The organism is bacterium, assembly GCA_004299235.1.
In the GTDB taxonomy this organism is placed as follows: domain Bacteria; phylum Chloroflexota; class Dormibacteria; order Dormibacterales; family Dormibacteraceae; genus SCQL01.
Genome location: SCQL01000025.1, coordinates 24,325 through 44,992, shown reverse-complemented (window position 1 = coordinate 44,992; position 20,668 = coordinate 24,325). Strand labels below are relative to the sequence as shown.

Here is a 20,668-nt window from a genome sequence, read left to right as displayed (position 1 = left end):
AATCCCTAGCGTGCTGGAGGTTGACGGCCTGGCCAAGCGATATGGCGAGGTGCTGGCGCTCAGGGACCTGACCGTTCGAGTCGAAGCCGGTCGCTGCCTCGTGCTCCTCGGTCGCAACGGCGCCGGCAAGACCACGGCGCTGCGCTGCATGGCGGGCGTTCTGGGGCCGTCGGCGGGTTCGGTCAAGGTCGATGGCATCGACGCGGCGGACGACCCCGCCGCCGTCAGGGCACGCGTGGGTCTGATGCCCGAGGTACCGGGTCTTTACGAGCGCATGTCCGCGCGCGCCTACCTCGACCATTTCGGAGCCATCTACGACCTGGAGCCGGCGCTACGCCGCCGGCGGATCGAGCATCTGCTCGAGCTCTTCGAGCTCGCCGACGCGGGTGATCGGTGGCTCGGCACGTATTCGAAAGGCATGCGGCAGAAGGTGGCGCTCATCCGGGCCACGCTCCACCGCCCGCGGCTGGTCCTCGCTGACGAGCCAACGTCCGCTCTCGACCCGGACAGCGCGCGCCGGGCGTGGATCTACCTCAAGGACCTGCAGAAGGAGGGCTGCGCGCTCGTCATCTGCACCCACAGCATGGAGGAGGCGGAAAACCTCGCCGGTCACATCGGGATCATGTCCGCCGGGCGGGCGCTGGCCGTCGGCGACATCTCAGAGCTCCGCCGGCGCTCCGGCCTCGAGCCGCGGCGTGAGATGCGCGAGCTGCCGAGCCTGCAGGACATCTACCTCGCGATTGTCGGGAACCACGATGAGCTGGCCGAGCCTCAATCGGCGTAAGGCCGGATTGGTCGCGAGTCGCGATCTTCGCGATGCGGTCAGCGAGCTCCGCTTGATCGTGGCGATGGTGGCGCTCACGCTTGCGATCCCGATCGGCGCGGGGGTGGGCATCCGGGGGCTCGCCTATTTCGGCGGCGGCACCGCGGTCGTCAACCGCCTGGCGCTCGTCGGCGCCTTCTTCGTCGTCTTCATTCCGGCCAGCTTCTCTTTGGTGCTGGCGCTGGAATCTTTCGTCGGCGAGCGGGAGCGCACCACGCTCGAAGTCCTGCTCTCGACGCCCCTGAAGGAGGCCGAGATCTACGCCGGCAAGGTCGCCGCGGTGCTCGCCGTTTCGCTGGCCCTCTGTTACGGCGGGCTGATCGTCTACTGCGCTGCGGTCTTTCCGGGTCTGGGCTATTTCCCGCTCGGCATCCTCGTGGCGCTCGCTCTTTCCACCATCTGCCAGGTGGCGGCGATGGTCGCCGGCGCTGTGATCATCAGCCTCAACGCCCGAACGATGCGCGCGGCCAACGTGATGGCGTCGTTCATCATCCTGCCGATGTCGGTCGTCCTCCAGGTCGAGGCGGCTCTCATCCTGCTGGGCAGGCCCGAGTTCCTGTGGGGCTTTGCCGCCCTGATGACCGCGATTGCGGTGCTCCTGCTCCGGATGGGCTTCAACGGCTTCTCGCGTGAGGCGCTGCTGGCCCGAGAAGTCGGGCTGCGCCGCCCGCTGCATCGCGCGGTCGCCAACCTGCGCTGGAGCTTCAGCGGCCGTCCCGGCATCGCGCGCCTCATCTGGCTGCGCCGCATTCCCATGCTGTTGGCCGCGCTCGGATTTCCCCTCGGCATGGGGGTCGGGTTCCTGGCTGGCTCGACCGGGGCCGTGCCGGCGGCGGCGGTCAGCCCTGTGCTATCGAGCCTGCTCAAGGCGGCCGGCGATGACGGCCAGGGCCAGCAGGTCCTCGCCATCTTCAGCCATAACCTCCTCGCCTTCGTGCTGGCTGCCTTCCTCGCCATCCTGACGGCGGGGGTGAGCGGGTTCTTGCTCAACTTCGCCCCCGGGTTCTTGCTCGGATTCGCGGCCGCGCTCTCTTCGTGGAGCCTCGCGCTGACCGGCGTGTTGCCCAACGGCGTGATCGAGATCCCCGTCGCCATCGTCGCCGGCGGCCTGGCGATCCAGATCGGCGCCGCGGCCATCCACATGGACCCACAGGGTGGTTGGAACGCGCGCGTCCTGGCCGCCGTGGCCGACTATGTCCGAGCGCTGCGGTGGCTCGTCCCTGCCCTGGCGCTGGCGGCCGCGATCGAGGTCTGGTTCGGCTGACGCCATCGAATCGACCTCAGTGAGGTGGTGACCCGAGCGGGCCGGCTTTGGGCTCATCTTGCCCTCGAGCCGTGGAATGAGGGGCGGGGTCCGGCCGGGCGCGAAGGCCGCGCGGGGCTGAACCGAAAACCTCCGGCCGGGCGAACCAGATTCCGCCCACGACGGCGCCGGCGATGACAGCGCCGATGGCCATCGCCCAGGGTGCGCCCAGCAACGTGGCCAGCGCCCCCGCCTGGGTGCTGCCGATGGGCCCAACACCGATGAGGGCCTGGGCGTAGAGCGCCATCACCCGCCCGCGCAGGTGGTCGGGGGTGATCGTCTGGATGCGGTTGTTGGCCGTCGCGACGAACGAGATCTGGCAGTAGCCGGCGACGAAGAGCGTGGCCATCGAGATGAGGAAGAACCGCGAGCTCGAGAACTCGAGCAATGCGGCCACCCAGATCGCGGCCATCCACAGCTGGCGCCGGGGAGCGGCACCGAGCGAGGGAGAGAAGGCGAGCGTCAAAGCCCCGGTCAACGCGCCCAATCCCATCGATCCCATCAGGAACCCGAATCCCTGGGCGCCGACGCCCAGGACCTGGTCCGCAAACAGGGGGATCAGCGTCAGGCGGTTCATGGCGAACAGTGAGAACACGGCGACGGCGAGCAGGAGCATGCCGACCACCGGTTCGCGACGTGTGTACGAGAACCCCTGCGCAAGCCGGGCGATCCAGGGTTCATGGCGTTCAGGCGCCAGCGCGGGGAGATTTCGCATGAGCAATAGCGCGGCGACCGCGGCCAGGTAGCTGACGGAGTTGGCCAGGAAGCAGAGCGGCACGCCCACCACCCCGATGATCATCCCGGCCACCGCGGGCCCGATCACCGCCGCGCCGTTGAAGACGGATGAGTTGAGCGCGATGGCGTTCATCAGGTCCTGCTTGCCCACCATCTCGATGACGAACGCCTGGCGCGAGGGCACGTCGAAAAGGTTGATGGTGCCGGTCGCGATTGCCGCGACGATGACCATCCAGTACTGCGCGTGGCCCGTGGCGCTGACCGCAAAGAGCGCGAACGAAGGCAGGGTGAACAGCGATTGCGTGACCAGCAGAACGTTTCGCTTGCGGTACCGATCCGCGACCACGCCGCCGAACTGGCCGCCGACCATCACCGGCATGAACTGCGCGGCGAGGACGAGCCCGACGAGCAGTCCGCTGTGGGTGAGCTGCAGCGCCAGCCAGGGCATGGCGACGCTCTGCATCCAGGTCCCGATCGTGGAGATGATCTGCCCGGTCAGGAACAGGCGGTAGTTCCGATGACGCAGCGCTCCGGGCATCCGGCCTGCCTTGGCCTCTCGCACCGGTGGGATCATGTCACCATGCCCAAGCTGCGCGAGACGGTGGACATCGAAGCCCCGGCGTCACGGGTCTGGGCGGTCGTGCAGGAAGACGTCAAGAACGCCCCGAAGTGGACCACCCATCTCAAGAAGGCCGAGCAGCTCGACCAGGAGCCGCCCGGGAAGGGCACCCGCTACCGGTATCACCTCGATCTTCCAGGCGGGATCAAGGAGACGCTCGAAGTTGAGCAGACCACCTACGTGAAACCGAAACGGTGCGCCGGCATATTCACGCGGGGACCGCTCAAGGGCACGTGGTCTTACACGTACACAGAGCGGAAGGGCACGACCCATGTGTTGTACGAGATGGACTACGAGCTCGGCGGCCTGCTGCGCTTGGCCGGCGGCTTGCTCGCCCGCCAGTACTCCGAGGGCATCCGGGACAACATGGCCTCGCTCAAGAAGTACGTGGAGTCGGGCAAGGGCCCACAGCCTCACCCAGGCCCTCCTTCCTCCAGGGAGAAGGGTTAGAGGTCAGGGGCGGCGGAAGGGCAGCAGCTCGAGCTGCTCGAATCGGTCCTGCACCGCCGTCCGCAGCTCATTCGACAGGCTTCGCAAGCGTTCCTGCGAGCCGCCGTCGTCGAGGCTGAGCATGCGCAGCTTCCGCAGCACCGTCTGCAGCGCGTAAAGCCCGGCGGGCTCGTTGCCCGTCATCCGCGCGGCGGCGTGGCGGAGCTCGCGCGACACGTCGTCGTGGCCGTGCGCGCGCAACCAGCTGGCCAGTCGCGCGGAGGCGACGAGCACCCGCTGCGTCTTGGGGTTGAGCCCGGGCGGGACGACCTCGCGCCGGTGGCCGGCCTGGAACACCGCCGGCACTCGCGCCGGACGGTGGATCGATCGCAGGCGCGGCATCATCCCCGTCAGGCTTGGGCCCATCATGACGAGGACGCCGGCCACCAACAGCAGACCGACCACCACCCCGACCAGGAGCTCCAGCATTCGCCCTAAGCGTACGCTTTGAAACCATCGCAGTCGTCATCAACGGGGGGTACGGAAACGAGCAAGTCAACGCCGATCGCAGTCATCACCGGAGCTTCTTCAGGCATCGGGGCCGCCACCGCCGGAGCCCTTGGCCGTCAGGGTTATCAGGTCGTGGTCGGGGCGCGCCGGCTGCAGCGCCTCAAGCGCGTCGCCGGTGAGGATGGCGTTGCGCTGGCGCTCGACGTCACCGACCTGGAGAGCGTCAATGCCTTCGTCCACGAGGTGACCACCAGGTTCGGCCGGATCGACGTCCTCGTCAACAACGCGGGCGGGGCGCTGGGGCTCACTCCCATCGCGGAGGCGGCGGATGAGGACTGGATGGGCATGTGGAAGGCCAACGTGATGGGACTCATGTGGATGACGCGCGCGTGCTTGCCCCTGCTGCGCAAGGCGAAGCACGGGCACATCGTCAACATCGGCTCGATCGCGGGCTTCGAGACCTACCGGGGTGGCGCCGGCTATACCGCCGCCAAGCACGCGGTGCGCGCGATCACACGCACGCTGCGACTCGAGCTCAACGGCGAGCCCATCCGCGTCACCGAGATCGCTCCCGGGCTGGTGGAGACGGAGTTCAGCGCCGTGCGGTTCCACGGCGACCACCAGGCGGCCAAGGCGGTGTATCAGGGGATGAAGCCGCTGGCCGCGAAGGACGTGGCGGACTGCGTCGTCTTCGCGGTCACGCGCCCCCCGCACGTGGACATTGACGAGATCGTGGTCAGGCCGGTCGCCCAGGCGACCGCGACGGTGGTGGCACGGCAACCGGCGAAGAGTTAGCGGAGAGCCACTTTCAGCCTCTCAGACCGCCCTCCCCGCCTGCGTTCATTCGTAGTAGTTGCCGCCGAACATGATCCAGCCCGGGTCGGGGCAGCCACCGGAGGTCTGCGCGTGCGTGCAGTGCACGCCGGCGCGTGGGCCTGGGTCGATGTACAGCCGGCCGTGAATCACCAGGCGGTCGCCCGCGTGGACCGGGACGTATGCCGCGAGGCTGGTGTTGTGGTCGATCTCCAGCAGCTCGCCCGTGGGCGCCTTGACCTCGAACCGCTCGTGCCCGCCGGATTCGACCGGGTTGTCCACCACGGTGGCGTCGAAGGTCACCTCGGCGCCGTTGGCGTCGTTGACCACGTCCTGATGAAGGCCCTGGTCGTCGGGGGCGTCGCGTCCGCCGCAGGCCATCAGCGCGAGCGCGACGGCGGCGGCGAAGGCGAGCCTCGTCACTGCGCCAGCGCTTCTTCCAGTGTCAGCCTACCTTCGTAGAGCGCCTTGCCGAGGATCACCGCCTGCGCCCCCGCGGCGGCGATGCGGCCGATGTCCTCCGCCGACGACACACCGCCCGAATACTGCACCGGAAGGCCGGTCATCGCGCGCACCCTGGCCAGGGTCTGGAGATCGGGGCCGCCAAGCGTCCCGTCGCGGTCGATGCAGGTCAGGATGACGCCTGCCAGGGGCAGGCGGTCCCAGCGCCCGAGCAGCGCTCCGATCAGGACCGGCTCGGTCTCCAGCCAGCCGCTCACCGCCGCCTTGTCGTCACGCACGTCAAGGGCCGCGAGCACCCGCCCGGGGTGCTTGCGCGCGCACCGTTCGAGGAGCCGCGGGTCGCGGACCGCGACCGTGCCCATCACCACCGCGTGCGCCCCGGCATCCACCCAGCCGTCGACCGCGCCGGCGCTGCGGACGCCGCCCGCAACTTCGACCGCCACGTCCTGGCGCCGCAGCATGGACTCGATCACCGCCCGGTTGTCTCCCGAACCACGAGCGGCGTCGAGATCGACGACGTGAATGCGCTGCGCGCCGGCTTCGGCGAAGCGGCCGGCCACGGCCACGGGGTCGTCCGAGTACACGGTCACGTCCTCGTAGTCGCCGCGCAGCAGGCGCACACAGCGTCCCCCCAGGAGGTCGATGGCGGGGATGACCACCACGGTGCTCATAGTGTGGCTACGGCAGGGCCCCTACCTGTAGTTCGTGAACTGCAGCGGGACGGGGATGTCCTCGGCATCGCGCAGCGACTTGATCACCAGCTGCAGGGCGTCCTTGTCCTTGCCCACGACGCGCAGCTGATCGCCCTGGATGCGCACCTGCACCTTGGGCGTCACGTTCTGGATTCGCTTGCGCAGGTCACGCGCGAGCTCGTCGGTGATGCCGGCGTTCAGCTGCACCTCGATCTGGCCGCGGCCCTTGCCCACGGTTTTGGGCTCGCCCGCCTGGAAAAGCTTGGGTGAGAGCTGCCTGCGCGCCGCCTTCTCACGCAACACCTGGAGCGCGGCCTTGGCGCGGTCCTCGCTGGCGGACTCGATGACGATCGTCTCGTCGCGCTGGTCGTAAGCCGTGGCCGTGTCCTTGAAGTCGTATCGAGTGCCCACCTCACGGCGAGCCTGGTCGAGGGCGTTGGTCAGCTCGGCCGGATCGAACTCGGAGACGACGTCGAAGGAGTACTCAGCCACTGGCGAAGTGGAAGATCGCATTCAGGCCGACCACCACAGCGGCGCCCGCCAGTGCGATGCCCACCGCCGAGGTCAGCGCCAGCAGGGCGCCGATGCCGGCCGTGGCCTCGTCCAGAGGCTCGGTCGGCGGCCCGCCGTAAGGATCCGCTCCGTAGTCGAGGTCGTACACGCCATCCTTCCGGGCTCGGTCGACCAGCCCCTCGAGCACCGGCTTGCCGCCGGGGGGAAGGTTCTTGGCGCTCAGGGCCTCGACCGCATCCTTGAGGTTGTCACGCGTCCGCCCCAGCTCGGCGACGACCATGTCGAGGGTCTGGGTGGCGGCGGGAGTCGGGTTTTCCCGGCGAAGGTCGGCGACGATCCCGTAGAGACTCACAGTCGCGATTCATAGCAGAACCCGGGGTTCCCGTGCAGATCACACCCGGCATGCCGGTGGGTCCGGGCCCCATGGAGCGCCCTACACTTACCGCGAGATGAGTGTGGAAACGAAAGCGAAGACCGCCTTGAAGAAGCCAGTGGTCCATCCCAACACCTGGGTCTTTCACGACGGTGAATTCGGCCGCTATCACGACGTCAAGCTCGGGCTGATGACCCATGCGCTTCACTACGGCACGGGGGTCTTCGAGGGCATCCGCGCCTACTGGAGCCCGCAGCAGGAACAGCTCCACCTGCTCCAGGCGCCCGCCCACTACGAACGGATGCGGCGCTCCGCCAGCATCATGCGCATGACGCTCCCGCACTCGACCGAGGAGCTCGTCAACTTCACCGTTGAGCTCCTCCGGCGCAACCAGTTCAAGTCCGACGTCTACGTGCGCCCTCTGCTCTTCGCGTCCAGCGAGGAGATCGGCGTCCGCCTGCACAACCTCGACCACAGCTTTGTCATCTACGCGGTTCCCTTCGGCAACTACGTGGAGGTCGAAGCGGGCATCCGGTGCATGGTGAGCTCGTGGCGCCGGGTCCCCGACCAGGCGCTGCCGGCGCGCGCCAAGATCACCGGTTCGTACGCGCAGTCGGCGCTGGCCAAGTCCGAAGCGGTCGAATCCGGCTTTGACGAGGCCATCGTCCTCGCCGTCGACGGTCACGTGTCTGAAGGCTCGGCTGAGAACCTCTTCATGGTCAAAGACGGCGTGTTCGTCACCCCGCCGGTCACCGACGACATCCTCGAGGGGGTGACGCGGGGGCTATTGATGCGACTCGTCAAGGACGAGCTGGGCATGCCGCTGGTGGAGCGCAGCATCGACCGCACCGAGCTCTACACGTGTGACGAGCTGCTGCTGTGCGGCACCGGCGCGCAGGTCTCGCCTGTGATCGAGGTCGACCGCCGCCGGGTCGGCACGGGCAAGGTGGGCGAGTTCACGCAGGAGCTGCAGAGCATCTACTTCGGCGCCGTGCGAGGCGAGTCGCAGAAGTACAAGGACTGGACGATCCCCGTCTATTAAGGGCTCGATGAGGCCGCGATGAAAGTGGTCGTGGCCCCGAACGCTTTCAAGGGGACGCTGACCGCGCCACAGGCCGCGGCCGCCATCGCGCGCGGCGTGCGCGAGGTCTTTCCCGACGCCGAGGTGGTCGAGGTCCCGGTCGCGGACGGCGGCGAGGGGACGGTGGAGGCGCTGGTCACCGCCCACCGCGGCGAATACCGCTCGGCGGAGGTCGAGGGACCCGATGGGGACCCGGTGAAGGCCGCGTACGGGCTGATCGACGGCGGGCGGACCGCGGTGGTCGAGCTGGCGGCGGCGAGCGGCCTGACCCTCATCCCGGCGTCGCGTCGCGATCCGCGCAAGGCGTCGACGTATGGGTTCGGTCAGCTCCTGGCGGCGGTGCGAGAGGCCGGGGTCGCCGCGGTGATTGCCGGTATCGGCGGTTCCGCGACCAACGACGGAGGCGCCGGCATGGCGCAGGCCCTTGGTTACCACCTGCTGGACGGCGCCGGTCGAGACCTGCCGCGAGGCGGCGCCGCCCTCGCTCGGCTGGACCGAATCGACTCGCACGGCCTGGATCGTCGTTGGTCTTCCGTGAAGGTGAAGGTCGCCTGTGACGTGACCAACCCCCTGACCGGGCGGCAGGGCGCCAGCGCCGTTTACGGACCCCAGAAGGGTGCCGACGAAACCGCCGTCGCGGAGCTCGACCAGGCATTGGCGAGGCTGGCGGCGGTCATCGAGCGCGATCTCGGCAAACGGGTCGCGGACGTGCCGGGCGCGGGCGCGGCCGGCGGCACGGGTGCCGGGTTGATCGCCTTCCTGGACGCGACCCTCGTGCCCGGGGCGCCGCTCGTGGTCGAGGCCAGCGGGTTCGACGAGAAACTGAAGGGGGCGCAGCTGGTGATCACCGGTGAAGGACGCGCCGACTCGCAGACGGCTTACGGCAAGGCTCCCGGCGAAGTGGCCAAGCGCGCTCGGGCGGCCGGCGTCCCGGTGCTCCTCCTGGCCGGGAGCAAGGGCCCGGGCTGGGAGGCGTTGAGCGGGTTGGGCGTCAACTCGGTCGTGACGCTGGAAGAGGAAGGTGACAATCTGCAGCAGGTCATGCGGGATGCGGGCCGGATGCTGACCCGGGCCGCCGTAGTAGCCTGCCGCAGGCACCAATGGGCGTAGACGAAGAGGAACCGTCCCCGAAAGCGGGCGTGGAGCCTTCCGACGTCGAACTCGTCCGGGCATACCGCGGCGGTGACGTCCACGCGTTCGAGGAGCTGCACCGGCGTTACGTCGCGTCGATCTACCGCCTGGTGCGCCGCAAGCTCGGCGATGCGCTCCTCGCCGAGGACATCGCGCAGGAGACCTTCATGAAGGCCTTGAAGATGATGGACCGGGTCGACGAATCGTTCAACTTCGGCGGCTGGGTGCACACGGTGGCCCGAAACCTCTGCTTCGACGAGCTCAGGCGCCGGCAGCGCGACCTCAGGGCCGACGGCGTGGAGGAGGAGGAAGGCGAGCTGCTTGCCAACCTGCCGTCGACCTCCAAGAGCTTCGACCCGGTCGTGGTCCAGGAGTCGAACGAGATGCGCCGGCAGGTGTGGGCGGTCGCGCAGCGATTGCCGGAGAAATACCGGTTGGTGCTCACGCTTCGCGAGCTGCAGGACCTCAGCTACCGTCAGATCGCCCGCACCCTCAAGATGTCCGAAAGCGCGGTCGAAACGCTCCTCTACCGAGCGCGCCTGCGCTTCAAAGAGGAGTACATCGCCGCCGAGGGGGAGGGCGAGCTCAGCCATCACGAAGCGGTCCCACTCCTGGCTCCTTACCTGGCCGGCAAGCTCCGCCGTCCCCAGGCCGAGGCCGTCCGCAAGCACATTGCCGTGTGCATGAAGTGCGCTCGGCGGATCGGGCGACGCCGCGTACGCAGGAGTATCGACAAATGAGGGTTAGTAGAGTAGGGATTTGAAATGGCGAAGGTAGTCGTGCGTTTCTTCGACGACGAGACCCTCGAAGGGGTCGCGCGCGACCTCGACTTCGACGAACCGGACTTCCTCGTCGAGGTCGACGACGCCGGGGGCCTGGAGAACAACGAGACGGCGTGGATCCCTCTGACCGCGGTGAAATGGGTCGAGCTCCCACGCGACAAGGACCTGGCTTCTGAGACCCCGACGCGCAAGGTCGCGATCCGGTTCCTCGACGGCGAGGTCTTGCGCGGCCACCTGGACGGGACGCTTGAGCGACATCGCTACGGGGTCGTCCTTCACCTTCACGCGGAGCAGAGCGACAGCCCGATTCGAAAGCTCGGCATCCCGTTCTCGGCCGTCAAGGCCCTGTTCTTCATCCGCGAGTTCGACGCCCGCGGCGAGGAGGCCGGCACCGCCTCGGACGCCTACCTCGCCCGCCGGACCATGGCGCCGCTCCTGGACGTCCTGGAGGAGATGGACATGCTGACCAGGCTCCACCGGGATGGACTGCTCTCCGACCACGAATACGCCTCCAAGCGCACCCTGGTGCTCGAGCGGCTGTAGAAGCGACGGTGGCTGGTGAGTTCCGCCACTGTCCCCCCGGCCCTCTCCCTCAAGGGAGAGGGAGAGGCGCGGCGTAGAATTCCGATCGTGGCTCAGCGCAACGGATCGACGAATGGGCACGGCGCCGTGAAGGCATCCTTCAAGGTCAAGGCCGGGCTCGCCCAGATGCTCAAAGGCGGCGTGATCATGGACGTCGTCACGCCGGAGCACGCGAAGATCGCCCAGGAGGCGGGAGCCTGCGCCGTGATGGCGCTGGAGCGCGTGCCCGCCGACATCCGCAAGGAGGGCGGCGTCGCGCGGATGTCCGACCCCGAGCTGATCAGGTCGATCATGGCCGCCGTCACCATCCCGGTCATGGCCAAGTGCCGCATCGGCCACTTCGTCGAAGCTCAGATTCTGCAAGCGCTGGGGATCGATTACATCGACGAGTCCGAGGTGCTCACGCCGGCCGACGAGGAGAACCACATCGACAAGCACCCGTTCAAGATCCCCTTCGTCTGCGGCTGCCGCGACCTCGGAGAGGCGACGCGACGGATTGCCGAGGGCGCGGCGATGATCCGGACCAAGGGCGAGGCGGGCACCGGCAACGTGGTGGAGGCGGTCCGCCATGCGCGGGCGGTGAACGCCGGCATCCGCAAGCTCCAGGGAATGAACCAGGCCGAGCTCGTCCACGAAGCGAAGCAGATCGGCGCTCCCGTGGAGGTCCTGGCCGAGTGCCAGCGGTTGCGGCGCCTGCCGGTGGTCAACTTCGCCGCCGGTGGGATCGCCACCCCGGCTGACGCCGCGCTGATGATGCAGCTGGGTGTCGACGGCGTCTTCGTCGGGTCCGGCATCTTCAAGTCAGAGGACCCCTTGAAGCGTGCCAAGGCGATCGTGGCGGCGACCACATACCACGACAAGCCGGAGGTCCTGGCCGAGGTCTCCGCGGGTTTGGGGAAGGCGATGCACGGCCTCGAGATTCCAGCCATCCCCAAGGAAGAGCTGCTCGCTGCCAGAGGCTGGTAGGCCCGCTCCCGAGGAGACGGTTAGCCAGGCGCGCGCAGGGCGCACCTCAAATTCAAGAGCGCGCGCGGTGCGCTCCTCCAATCCCTGTCCCGTCATCGGGGTCCTGGCGATGCAGGGTGCCTTTGCTGAGCACATGCGCGCGCTCGAGCGATGCGGGGCGAAGGCCCGCCTCGTGCGCTCGGCTGAAGACCTGGAGGGCCTGGACGGGATTGTGCTCCCGGGCGGTGAGAGCACGACCATGACCATGCTCATGGAGCGGATGGGCCTCCTGGCGCCGCTGCGGGCCGCCATCGCCGGCGGCCTGGCGACTCTGGCCACATGCGCGGGGATGATCGTGCTGGCGCGCGAGGTCTCGGACGGCATGGCCGGCCAAAAGAGCCTGGGGCTTCTGGACATCGGCGTCCGGCGCAACGGTTATGGGCGCCAGGTGGAAAGCTTCGAAGCCGCGCTCGATGTCGCGGGCCTGGGCACCAAGGCGTTCCCGGGCGTCTTCATCCGCGCGCCGCTCGTCGAGTCGACGGGCAGGGCGGAGGTGATGGCCACGCACGGCGGACACCCGGTCGCCGTCCGGCAGGGTCGCATCGTCGCCCTGTGCTTCCATCCCGAGCTCACCGGCGACCTCCGCCTGCACCGCGAGTTCGTGCGCCTGGCTTCATCGCCCACGTGAAGCTGCGCGCCGCTGGTCTGCTGGACCTCGCCCGCATCGAGGAGATGCACCGCTCCGCGGACATCCGCCTGAGCGCGGCGGCTCCGCCGGCCGCGAGGCTCTGGTCGCTGCTGAGTGCGACCCTTTCCGCCCTCCTACCCCTGTCGCAGGAGACTCTCATGTACGTCGCTGAGGAGAACGGGAAGGTTGTCGGGTTCATCCAGGCGTCCGGCCAGCCACTCGGCCTCGATCTGCGCCGGGCGAGGGTGCTGCAGGTTCTGAACCTGCAGGTGGCGGAGGGCTCCGATGCCGATCTCGTGGCGGCGGCGCTGGTCGAGCACCTGTGCAACCTGGCGTTGGCACGCGGCGCATTGCGGCTCTTCGTCCGGCTGCCAGAGCGCGATCCGCTGCTGCCCGCATTCCGCTTGCGTGGCTTCCGCCAGTACGCGACCGAGGTCGTCGTGTATGCGGACAAGCCAAAGTTGGGGTCCGAGCAGTTTCCAGACGGCATCCGGCCCATGCGCCGCGGGGACAACCGGATGCTCTACCAGCTGTACCGCAAAGTGACGCCGCAGGGGGTTTCGCAGCTGGAAGCGCCCACGTACGGCGAATGGAGGGCGCTGCACGGTGGCGAGTGGACGGGCCGGCTGGCGGCTCGAGGCTCGGACACGCAGGAACACGTCGTCGACCGCGGCGAGCTGGTGGGCTGGGTCAAGCTGGAGCGCGGCTCGGGAGCCCGGCCCGACACCCTGAACTTTCTGGCGCTGCCCGAAGGTCCACTCCCGGGTGAGCTGGCGGACTTCGGTCTGTCGTTGCTGCGTGAGTCCGTGGCCCCGGCCTGGTCGAGTCTCCGCCACTATGATGCGCACATGATCGACGCCCTGCGCGGGCGTGGGTTCAGCGTCCTCTTGACGCAGCTGCTCCTGGTCAGGGAGCTGGCTTTGCGGGTGCCGGTGCGCGAGAAAGGGCTGGTGCCCTCATTCGGGTGAGCCGCCCGACCCCGCCCAAGCCTCCAGCCGGGTCTGTGGCAAGCCCCAAATCGGCGCGCGCCACCAACTGGGACGAGGAGATCGAGCTGCTCGCTCGCGCGCTGCCCACCGACCTGGCGCGTGCCTTGCACGAACGCACCGATCCGAGCGAGTTGCTGGAGATCGTGCTCGACTTAGGGCGAGAGCCTGAAGCGCGCGTGCCGGGACGCGAGGTGCTGCTGGCGGACCATCCCGTGTCGGCCCCCGACCTCGAGCACGTCGCCAACAACGTCGGGCAGTTCGGTGACGACAACCGCGCCGGCATCGAGCGCACGCTGCACCGCGTCTCCGCCATCCGCAACCGGTCGGGTCGAATCACAGGACTGACGATGCGTGTGGGACGCGCCGTCACCGGGACGGGCGAGATCATCCGCGACATCGTCGTCAGCGGGCAGAGCATCCTGCTGCTCGGCCGCCCGGGCATCGGCAAGACGACGATGCTGCGCGAGTGCGCCCGGCTGCTCGCCGACGAGCTGCGCAAGCGGGTCGTGATCGTCGACACGTCCAACGAGATCGGCGGCGATGGCGACATCCCGCACCCGGGCATCGGCCGCGCGAGGCGCATGCAGGTGAGCACGCCGCTGCTCCAGCACGCGGTGATGATCGAGGCGGTGGAAAACCACATGCCCGAGGTGATCGTCATCGACGAGATCGGCACCGAGCTCGAAGCGGCGGCCGCGCGCACGATCGCCGAACGGGGAGTGCAGCTCATCGCGACCGCGCACGGTCAGACGCTGGAGAACCTGCTGGTCAACCCGACGCTCAACGACCTGCTCGGCGGCATCCAGAGCGTCACGCTCTCCGATGAGGAGGCGCGCCGCCGAGGCACGCAGAAGTCGGTTCTGGAGCGCAAGGCGCCGCCAACCTTCGACGTGCTCGTGGAGATCCAGGATCGCGACCGGGTCGCGATTCACATGCCGCTTGCGGATGTCGTCGACACCGCTCTTCGCGGCCCGCTGCTCACGCCCAAGATCCGGATGCGTACACGCGACGGCAGGGTCATCTCCAACGTCGACGCGCCGGTCGTCCAGACTTCCGAGCCGCCACCGGCGTCCGCGGCCACGAGCAAGCCGCTGGGCATCTTTCCGTACGGCGTGAGCCGGCACCACGTCGAGCAGTCCATTCGCGAGCTTGAGCTGCCGGTGCGGGTGCTGGGCAACCTGGACGGGGCGGGCGCCGTCCTGACGCTGAAGAACCATTACCGGCGCCGTCCTGACAGTCTCCGCCAGGCGGAGAGCCGCGGCCTCCCCATCCACATCCTCAAGAGCAACTCGGTGACCCAGGTTCGTGATGCGCTCTCTCGCATCTACGGCGTCGACCGGCACGACGAGGCGACGACCAGGGCGCTGGCCGAGGCGGCGGCCGCCATCAAGACGGTGAAGACCACTCTGCGAGCGGTCGAGATCTCGCCCCAGAACGCCTACCTGCGAAGGCTGCAGCACCAGCTGGTCGCCGAGAACGAGCTGTCGGCCCGCAGCACGGGCAAGGAACCTCAGCGCCGGCTTCGCATCACCCCGTCGCCCGAAGAACCCGCATAGTGTCACGTCACTGATGGGGAGCGGCCTGTTCATCACGTTCGAGGGCACGGAGGGCTCGGGCAAGACCACTCAGGTCGAGATGCTCGGGGAGTGGCTTGCGTCCCGTGAGCCGGTGGTGGTCCGCGAACCCGGCGGCACCGAGCTTGGCGAGCGGATCCGCGAGGTCGTGCTGTTCGCCGGGCTCGACATCGACGGCGAGGCCGAGATGTATCTCTTCATGGCCGCACGCCGCCAGCTCATCGGCGAGGTGATCCAGCCGGCGCTCGCGAGCGGGCGCGTCGTGATTGCCGACCGTTACCACGATTCCACCCTCGCCTACCAGGGTGGCGGTCGCGGCGTGCCTGCCGCCTGGCCGCCGACCTTTCCCCGCCCCGACGTGACCTTCCTGCTCCATGGGCCGGTCGAGGATGGGCTCGAACGCCACGTGCTGGCGGGCAAGAGCGCCGATCGGATGGAGGGCGAATCGATCGAGTTCCACCGCCGCGTCGCCGCCGAGTACGAGCGGCTGGCCGCCGCCGAGCCGGCCCGCATCGTGCGCCTGGATGCAAGCGGGTCGCGCGAGCAGATCCACCTTGCGGTCCGGGACCGGTTGACGTCCCTGCTCGAGGCGGCGGATTGAAACTCGTGATCGCGGTGGTGCAGGGCGAGGACGCTCAGCGCACGGCGGGCGCACTGACCGAGGCGGGGATCAGCTCGACGCGCTTGGCCTCGAGCGGGGGCTTTCTCCAGCAGGGCAATGTGACCTTGCTGATCGGCGTCGAGGACGCGCAGGTGCAGGTGGCGCTCAAGATCATCCGCCAGAACTGTCACGAGCGCAGCCGCTACCTGACGCCGGTAGCGCCGCTGGCGGAGCCGGGAGAGTTCTTCATGGCCTATCCGGTGGAGGTCCAGGTCGGCGGCGCGACGGTCTTCGTGGTTCCCGTGGATTCGTTCGAGAAGATCTGACCGAGTCGATTTGGCGTGAGGCCGGTGCCTGGGCTAGAGGTCGAGCGCCTGGGCGACCAGCTCGCGGTGGTAGGTGGCGTCGCCGAGCGTGACCTCCGACGCCTTGGCCCGCTTGAAGTACAGGTGCAGGTCGTGCTCCCACGTGAAGCCGATGCCGCCGTGCACCTGGATCCCGTCGCCCGCCACCTTGCGGTAGGCGTCGGAGACGTACGCCTTCGCCATTGAGGACGCCAACGAGCGGTCGGGCGCGTCCGCGTCCACCGTCCAGGCGGCGTAGTAGGTCGCGGACCGTCCACTCTCCGACAGCACCAGCATGTCGGCGAGCCGGTGCGAGACCGCCTGGTAGATGCCAATCGGTTTGCCGAACTGGTGTCGCGTCCTGGCGTACTCGGTCGACATTTCCAGAACTTTCTGCGTGCCGCCCACCATCTCCGCGCACAGCGCCGCGGTCGCCCATTCCAGCGCGCGCTTCAAAGACGGCCAGGCCCGGTCCGGTGCCCCCATCAAGGCATCCGCATCGAGTTCGACTCCGTCGAACCGGACCTCGTGCCAGCGCCTGGTCATGTCCAGGGTCTCGAGCCGGGTTACGGTCATACCCTTCGGCTTGCCCTTGACGAGGAACAGGGAGATCCCGTCCTCGCCATCGCCCCGCGTCCGGGCCGCCACCACCGTGTAGTCGGCGCCCTCGGCATCGGGGACGAAGGCCTTCACCCCGTCGAGCCGCCATGAGCCCGCGACCGGCCTGGCGGCAAGCGTCACCCCGTTCGCGTCCCACCTGCCGGATGGCTCCGTGAACGCCACCGTGGCGCGGGCGGCGCCCTGCGCGATGGCGCCGAGCGCCTCTTCCTTCTGCGGCTCGGTGCCGGCCTCGATGAGAACCGGAGCGGCAAGGCCCATGGTGGCGAAGAACGGCCCCGGGAGCAGCGCGCGCCCAGCCTCCTCGAGGACCACGATGAGGTCCAGGAAGCTGCCCACCCCGCCGTACTTCTCGGGGATGCCGAGGGCTGTCCAGCCGAGGGCCGCGACCTTCTTCCACAGGGCCGTGTCGTGCGCGTCAGGGCCGGCCATCAGCCTCCGAACGACCTTGGGGGTGCATTCCCTGGCGAGGAAGTCTCGAGCGGAACGGCGGAGCATCTCCTGCTCCTGCGAGAAGGCGAAGTCCATTACATCGCCGGCGGGTCGGAGTCTGGTCCCGGCGCCCGGTCAGGGGCCGGCAATGCCAGGGCCGCTTCGGACGCCGGCTCGGCCGTGGCCGGCGGCGGTGCGATGCGGCGGGCAGGCGGCGGCGAAGAGTCTTTCGGCCGGTGGCGGAACCACGTGACCAGGCCGAAAAAACCGGTGATGACGGAGACGACGCCCATGCTGACCGCGAACTGGAGCCCGGTGGTTTCCGCGCCCGTCATGGGGCGCTCGTAACCGAGCACGCACTGCGCGGGCGCGGGGGGGCAGGTCCCGATCACGGCGAGCCGGAGCGGCACGGCGATCATCGAAAGAATGCCGTATACGATCGCCAGGCCCGCGATGAAGTACAGAGCGGCCGTGATCGGACGGCCCTGCCGATACAGCGACGCGCACGCCCCGAGCGCCAACGCCGCGATCGCGAAGGGAAGAATCACGCCGCCGATGCGACTCGACGTCCCGCCAGCAAGCAGGGGCACGATTCCGCCGAGCACCGCCAGGCCGCCGGCGATCCAGAAAGACCAGACCACTCGCCGGTCCTGGTCGGAAGCTGGACTCACGTGCGGAATCATGTCGCGCGCGCCGCCGGCGCACAAGGGCGTTCGGAAGGAGATCGATGAACCATCACCGAACTCTATTTGCGGTCGCCGGCGCCTTGATCGCCGGGTCCCGCTATTGGAGATGCGCCCATCAGGGTCGCGTTCAGCGCGTTCTGCCGTTCGCGGTGATACGGGTCCGGCCGGCCGAAGAGTCCCTGCGCCGTCATCAGCCGGATGCGCAGAAGCACGAACAGCGCCTTCACGCCATCGCGCCACGTCAATTTCTTGCCCTGCTCCCGGTTGCGCGCTGAGTACTCGATCGGGAGCTCGTAAATCCGATAACCAAGACGGAGGATGCGAGCGGTGATCTCCGGCTCGACGTCGAAGCGGTCGCCGCGCAGTCCCAGACGCCGCATCAGGGACGTCCGCATGACCTTGAACCCGGTCTCCATGTCCTGGATGTAGCAGTTGAAGAGGATGTTGGTGGCCGTGGTCACCAGGCGGTTGCCGACGACAAACCAGTACGAGTACGCGCTGTGGCCGGCGAAACCGCGCGTGCCGAACACGACGTCGGCGCGGCCGCGCAGGATGGGCGCGATCAGCTTCTCGTAGTCCGCCGGGTCGTACTCGAGGTCGGCGTCCTGGATGACGACCAGCGGAGCCGTGATCGCTTCCAGCCCGGTGCGTATCGCCGCTCCCTTGCCGCGATTGGTCTCGTGGTGCCTGACGATGACGCGCGGGTCCGTGGTGCAGCGGCGCGCGGCTGCCAGCGTGCCGTCGGTCGAGCCGTCATCCACCACCACGACCTGTTGGACCGCCGGCTCGTGCAACACCCTCCGGACTATCTGCTCGAGGGATCGCTCCTCGTTGAAGGCCGGAACGATGACGCCGAGAACTCGCTCCCGTCGCGCCATGTTCCGCCCAGTTTAGACCGCCGCCTCCGCGTCGTCTTCGCTTTTGGCCCGCGCCTTGCCGGCGGTCACGTGGGCCGTCTGTCGCAGCGGCAGCTCTCTGATGAACAGCGTGGCGACGAAGGCCGCGGCAATGATCGGCAGGCCGGCCGCGAACACCGGGTGCAGCGCGTCGGCCAGCCCGTGGCGGATGCCGGCGGCGATCACGGGAGGCAGGTGTGCCAGCTGCGCGGGATCGAACAGGGCGCCGGCGCCGGACGAGGCGCCGGACGACTGGAGTTTCTCCAATGCCGAGGCCGGGAGGTAGCGGGCGAGCGAGGAGGCCATTCCCGAAGTGAGAATCGTGCCCAGGATCGCCAGTCCCACGGCAGCGCCGATGGACCGTGACAGCTGCGTGGCCGAGGTCGCCACGGCCATGTCGGTGCGGCTGACCGAGTTCTGCACCACGAGCGTGTAGGTCTGCATCGTGACGCCGAGGCCGAGCCCGATGAGGATCATGGCCTCGATCGCGGTCTGGTTGGTGGTGTTGATGTCGAAGGTCGTCAGCATGTAGAAACCAGCGCCCATCACGGCCAGGCCGCCGAGCACCAGGACTTTGTAGCGACCCGTGTGTGAGATCAGCTGGCCGCTGCCAACGCTGGTCACGATCATCGCCACGAGCATCGGCACGAGGATGGCGCCGGAGTTGGTGACGCTGTTCCCGATCACGCCCTGGACGAAGACGGGCAGGAAGTAGATGGCGCCGAACATCGACATGGCGACGCCCATGCCGGCGATGTTCGAAAAGGTGAAGATGCTGCTCTTCCAGAGATGAAGGGGCAGCACCGGTTCGGGCGCCCGTGTCTCGATCCAGGCAAACGCCACGAACGAGATCGCGGCCGTCGAGTACAGCCCGACGATCGGCCAGGAGTTCCATGCGTACTGGCCGCCTCCCCAGACGGTCGCCAGCAGCGCGCAGGTGATCCCCAGCGACAGGGTGATGCTGCCCCAGACGTCGATCGCGTGCTTGCGCCGCTCGTTCGGCACGTGCATGTACAGGGCGACCACGAGCAGCGTCAGAGCGGCGAACGGCACGTTGACGAAGAAGAGCCAGCGCCACGTGAAATGGTCGGTGATGAATCCACCGGCCGCAGGCCCGACGATGGAGGCCAGTCCGAAGGAGGCGCCCATCATGCCCTGGTATTTGCCCCGCGCGCGCGGCGAGATGATGTCGCCGATGATGGCCTGCGAGAGCGGCATGATGAACCCCATGCCGGCGCCCTGCACGAAGCGGGCGAACACCAGGAACCAGAAGTTCGGAGCGATGCCGCAGAGCACCGAGCCGAGGGTGAAGACGACGATCCCCGTCATGTAGAGCGGCCGGCGACCGTAGATGTCCGACAACTTGCCGGCGACCGGGACGACGATCGTCGAGGCGAGCATCGCGGAGATCGGTATCCAGCTGTAGTCGGCGATGCCGCCCAGCTCGGCGACGATGGTGGGCAGAGCCGGCGCGACCAGCGTCAGGTTGAGGGAGGCGATCAGGGACCCGAGCATCAGGCCGGCGAAGACCGCCAGCACGCCGCGGTCGATGCCCCCTTGGGCCGGGGCCGCGGCCATGTCGTGGGTGGCGAGCGCGCTCATGGGGCGGTGTTCTCCAAGGCTTGGCCGTGGCGCGCGGCCACGTCGGCGAGAGCGCGCCATCCGCGCCCGAGGGCCGCGAGATCTTCGGCGGGAAGCTCGGCCATCCACCGGCGCAGAAGGGAATGGCTGCCTTCGCGAAGGTCGGTCACCAGCTGGACGCCCGCTCGCGTGAGGCTGAGCAGGACGCGCCGCCGATCCGCGGTGTCTTCGTGGCGCTCGACGAATCCGGCGCGAACCAGCCGGTCCGCCAGCAGGCTCGTGGCGGGGAGGCCGACGCCGAACAGCTCCGCGAGGCGCCCCACCGAGGCCACCTCCTCGTCGCGCAGCACGTACAGCGCTCGCAGCTGCTGCATGGAGATGTCCAGGTCACGCCAGCGGCTCGCGGTGGAGGTCAGCAGCGCTCGGTGCACACGCCTGTAGCCGGCCAGCGCCTCATCCACCGAAC

General features: G+C 68.5%; 25 protein-coding genes. 14 read left to right on the top strand and 11 right to left on the bottom strand.

Translation table 11 applies throughout. From position 1 onward, the window contains the following. Position 1 precedes the first annotated feature (1 nt). Positions 2–784 (top strand): ABC transporter ATP-binding protein, encoded by a 783-nt coding sequence (locus EPN29_06965; GenBank protein TAN33147.1) that lies wholly within the window; start codon positions 2–4, stop codon positions 782–784. After that, on the top strand, positions 756–2,087 hold the full coding sequence (locus tag EPN29_06960) for a hypothetical protein (GenBank protein ID TAN33146.1): 1,332 nt from the start codon (positions 756–758) through the stop codon (positions 2,085–2,087). Before EPN29_06965 ends, EPN29_06960 begins: the two co-directional genes overlap by 29 nt. Before the next feature lie 16 nt (positions 2,088–2,103). On the opposite strand, the gene EPN29_06955 is transcribed toward EPN29_06960, so the two are convergent. Further along, positions 2,104–3,435 carry an MFS transporter gene (locus tag EPN29_06955; protein ID TAN33145.1) on the bottom strand — a complete coding sequence of 444 codons (1,332 nt, stop codon included), beginning with the start codon at positions 3,433–3,435 and terminating at the stop codon, positions 2,104–2,106. Here EPN29_06955 and EPN29_06950 point away from each other — a divergent pair. Beyond that, positions 3,379–3,930: an SRPBCC family protein gene (locus EPN29_06950; protein ID TAN33144.1), complete on the top strand. Its 552-nt coding sequence runs from the start codon at positions 3,379–3,381 to the stop codon at positions 3,928–3,930. The two genes, EPN29_06955 and EPN29_06950, sit on opposite strands and share 57 nt — an antisense overlap. Before the next feature lie 3 nt (positions 3,931–3,933). Here the strand turns inward: EPN29_06950 and EPN29_06945 are convergent, their stop codons facing one another. Further along, complete coding sequence (locus EPN29_06945) at positions 3,934–4,398, bottom strand: hypothetical protein (GenBank protein ID TAN33143.1); 465 nt, start codon at positions 4,396–4,398, stop codon at positions 3,934–3,936. An 18-nt stretch (positions 4,399–4,416) separates the two neighbouring features. Between EPN29_06945 and EPN29_06940 the strand changes: the two genes are divergently transcribed. After that, positions 4,417–5,214 (top strand): SDR family NAD(P)-dependent oxidoreductase, encoded by a 798-nt coding sequence (locus EPN29_06940; GenBank protein ID TAN33142.1) that lies wholly within the window; start codon positions 4,417–4,419, stop codon positions 5,212–5,214. Between the two features lie 45 nt (positions 5,215–5,259). On the opposite strand, the gene EPN29_06935 is transcribed toward EPN29_06940, so the two are convergent. The 4 genes from EPN29_06935 to EPN29_06920 are packed head-to-tail and all read right to left on the bottom strand — an operon-like array spanning position 5,260 to position 7,251. Continuing rightward, complete coding sequence (locus EPN29_06935) at positions 5,260–5,655, bottom strand: DUF3465 domain-containing protein (protein TAN33141.1); 396 nt, start codon at positions 5,653–5,655, stop codon at positions 5,260–5,262. After that, on the bottom strand, positions 5,652–6,365 hold the full coding sequence (gene hisA, locus EPN29_06930) for a 1-(5-phosphoribosyl)-5-[(5-phosphoribosylamino)methylideneamino]imidazole-4-carboxamide isomerase (protein TAN33140.1): 714 nt from the start codon (positions 6,363–6,365) through the stop codon (positions 5,652–5,654). The genes EPN29_06935 and hisA overlap by 4 nt, the downstream gene beginning before the upstream one ends. Positions 6,366–6,386: 21 nt before the next feature. Then, on the bottom strand, positions 6,387–6,899 hold the full coding sequence (locus tag EPN29_06925) for a YajQ family cyclic di-GMP-binding protein (GenBank protein ID TAN33139.1): 513 nt from the start codon (positions 6,897–6,899) through the stop codon (positions 6,387–6,389). Further along, complete coding sequence (locus tag EPN29_06920) at positions 6,871–7,251, bottom strand: hypothetical protein (GenBank protein ID TAN33138.1); 381 nt, start codon at positions 7,249–7,251, stop codon at positions 6,871–6,873. Before EPN29_06920 ends, EPN29_06925 begins: the two co-directional genes overlap by 29 nt. A gap of 97 nt (positions 7,252–7,348) precedes the next feature. On the opposite strand from EPN29_06920, the gene EPN29_06915 reads away from it, so the two are divergent. The 10 genes from EPN29_06915 (at position 7,349) to EPN29_06870 (ending at position 15,971) form a co-directional block, all read left to right on the top strand. After that, positions 7,349–8,314, top strand: coding sequence for a branched-chain amino acid transaminase (locus tag EPN29_06915; protein TAN33137.1), 966 nt, complete (start codon positions 7,349–7,351; stop codon positions 8,312–8,314). A gap of 18 nt (positions 8,315–8,332) precedes the next feature. Next, positions 8,333–9,463, top strand: coding sequence for a glycerate kinase (locus tag EPN29_06910; protein ID TAN33136.1), 1,131 nt, complete (start codon positions 8,333–8,335; stop codon positions 9,461–9,463). Continuing rightward, on the top strand, positions 9,454–10,224 hold the full coding sequence (locus tag EPN29_06905; protein ID TAN33135.1) for a sigma-70 family RNA polymerase sigma factor: 771 nt from the start codon (positions 9,454–9,456) through the stop codon (positions 10,222–10,224). The genes EPN29_06910 and EPN29_06905 overlap by 10 nt, the downstream gene beginning before the upstream one ends. A gap of 24 nt (positions 10,225–10,248) precedes the next feature. Next, entirely contained in the window at positions 10,249–10,809 is a 561-nt protein-coding gene (locus EPN29_06900; GenBank protein ID TAN33134.1) for a hypothetical protein, read from the top strand. 165 nt (positions 10,810–10,974) lie between these two features. Further along, positions 10,975–11,814 carry a pyridoxal 5'-phosphate synthase lyase subunit PdxS gene (gene pdxS, locus EPN29_06895; GenBank protein TAN33161.1) on the top strand — a complete coding sequence of 280 codons (840 nt, stop codon included), beginning with the start codon at positions 10,975–10,977 and terminating at the stop codon, positions 11,812–11,814. Between the two features lie 109 nt (positions 11,815–11,923). After that, positions 11,924–12,481 carry a pyridoxal 5'-phosphate synthase glutaminase subunit PdxT gene (gene pdxT / locus EPN29_06890; protein ID TAN33160.1) on the top strand — a complete coding sequence of 186 codons (558 nt, stop codon included), beginning with the start codon at positions 11,924–11,926 and terminating at the stop codon, positions 12,479–12,481. Further along, on the top strand, positions 12,478–13,449 hold the full coding sequence (locus EPN29_06885; protein TAN33133.1) for a hypothetical protein: 972 nt from the start codon (positions 12,478–12,480) through the stop codon (positions 13,447–13,449). Before pdxT ends, EPN29_06885 begins: the two co-directional genes overlap by 4 nt. A gap of 80 nt (positions 13,450–13,529) precedes the next feature. Next, positions 13,530–15,026, top strand: coding sequence for an AAA family ATPase (locus EPN29_06880; protein ID TAN33159.1), 1,497 nt, complete (start codon positions 13,530–13,532; stop codon positions 15,024–15,026). A gap of 13 nt (positions 15,027–15,039) precedes the next feature. Then, the gene (tmk, locus tag EPN29_06875) at positions 15,040–15,645 is read left to right on the top strand and encodes a dTMP kinase (protein ID TAN33132.1); all 606 of its coding nucleotides are present in this window, start codon (positions 15,040–15,042) and stop codon (positions 15,643–15,645) included. Beyond that, a complete protein-coding gene (locus EPN29_06870; protein TAN33131.1) occupies positions 15,642–15,971 on the top strand; it encodes a hypothetical protein in 330 nt (109 codons plus the stop codon). The genes tmk and EPN29_06870 overlap by 4 nt, the downstream gene beginning before the upstream one ends. Before the next feature lie 33 nt (positions 15,972–16,004). Here EPN29_06870 and EPN29_06865 read toward each other — a convergent pair whose 3' ends face one another. The 5 genes from EPN29_06865 to EPN29_06845 all read right to left on the bottom strand — a co-directional run bounded on the left by EPN29_06865 (position 16,005) and on the right by EPN29_06845 (position 20,576). After that, complete coding sequence (locus tag EPN29_06865) at positions 16,005–17,135, bottom strand: acyl-CoA dehydrogenase (protein ID TAN33130.1); 1,131 nt, start codon at positions 17,133–17,135, stop codon at positions 16,005–16,007. After that, positions 17,135–17,710, bottom strand: coding sequence for a hypothetical protein (locus tag EPN29_06860; protein TAN33129.1), 576 nt, complete (start codon positions 17,708–17,710; stop codon positions 17,135–17,137). Before EPN29_06860 ends, EPN29_06865 begins: the two co-directional genes overlap by 1 nt. A gap of 74 nt (positions 17,711–17,784) precedes the next feature. Further along, on the bottom strand, positions 17,785–18,603 hold the full coding sequence (locus EPN29_06855; GenBank protein ID TAN33128.1) for a glycosyltransferase family 2 protein: 819 nt from the start codon (positions 18,601–18,603) through the stop codon (positions 17,785–17,787). 12 nt (positions 18,604–18,615) lie between these two features. Beyond that, entirely contained in the window at positions 18,616–20,283 is a 1,668-nt protein-coding gene (locus tag EPN29_06850) for a DHA2 family efflux MFS transporter permease subunit (GenBank protein ID TAN33127.1), read from the bottom strand. Next, positions 20,220–20,576: a MarR family transcriptional regulator gene (locus EPN29_06845; GenBank protein ID TAN33158.1), complete on the bottom strand. Its 357-nt coding sequence runs from the start codon at positions 20,574–20,576 to the stop codon at positions 20,220–20,222. The genes EPN29_06850 and EPN29_06845 overlap by 64 nt, the downstream gene beginning before the upstream one ends. Positions 20,577–20,668: the final 92 nt, after the last annotated feature.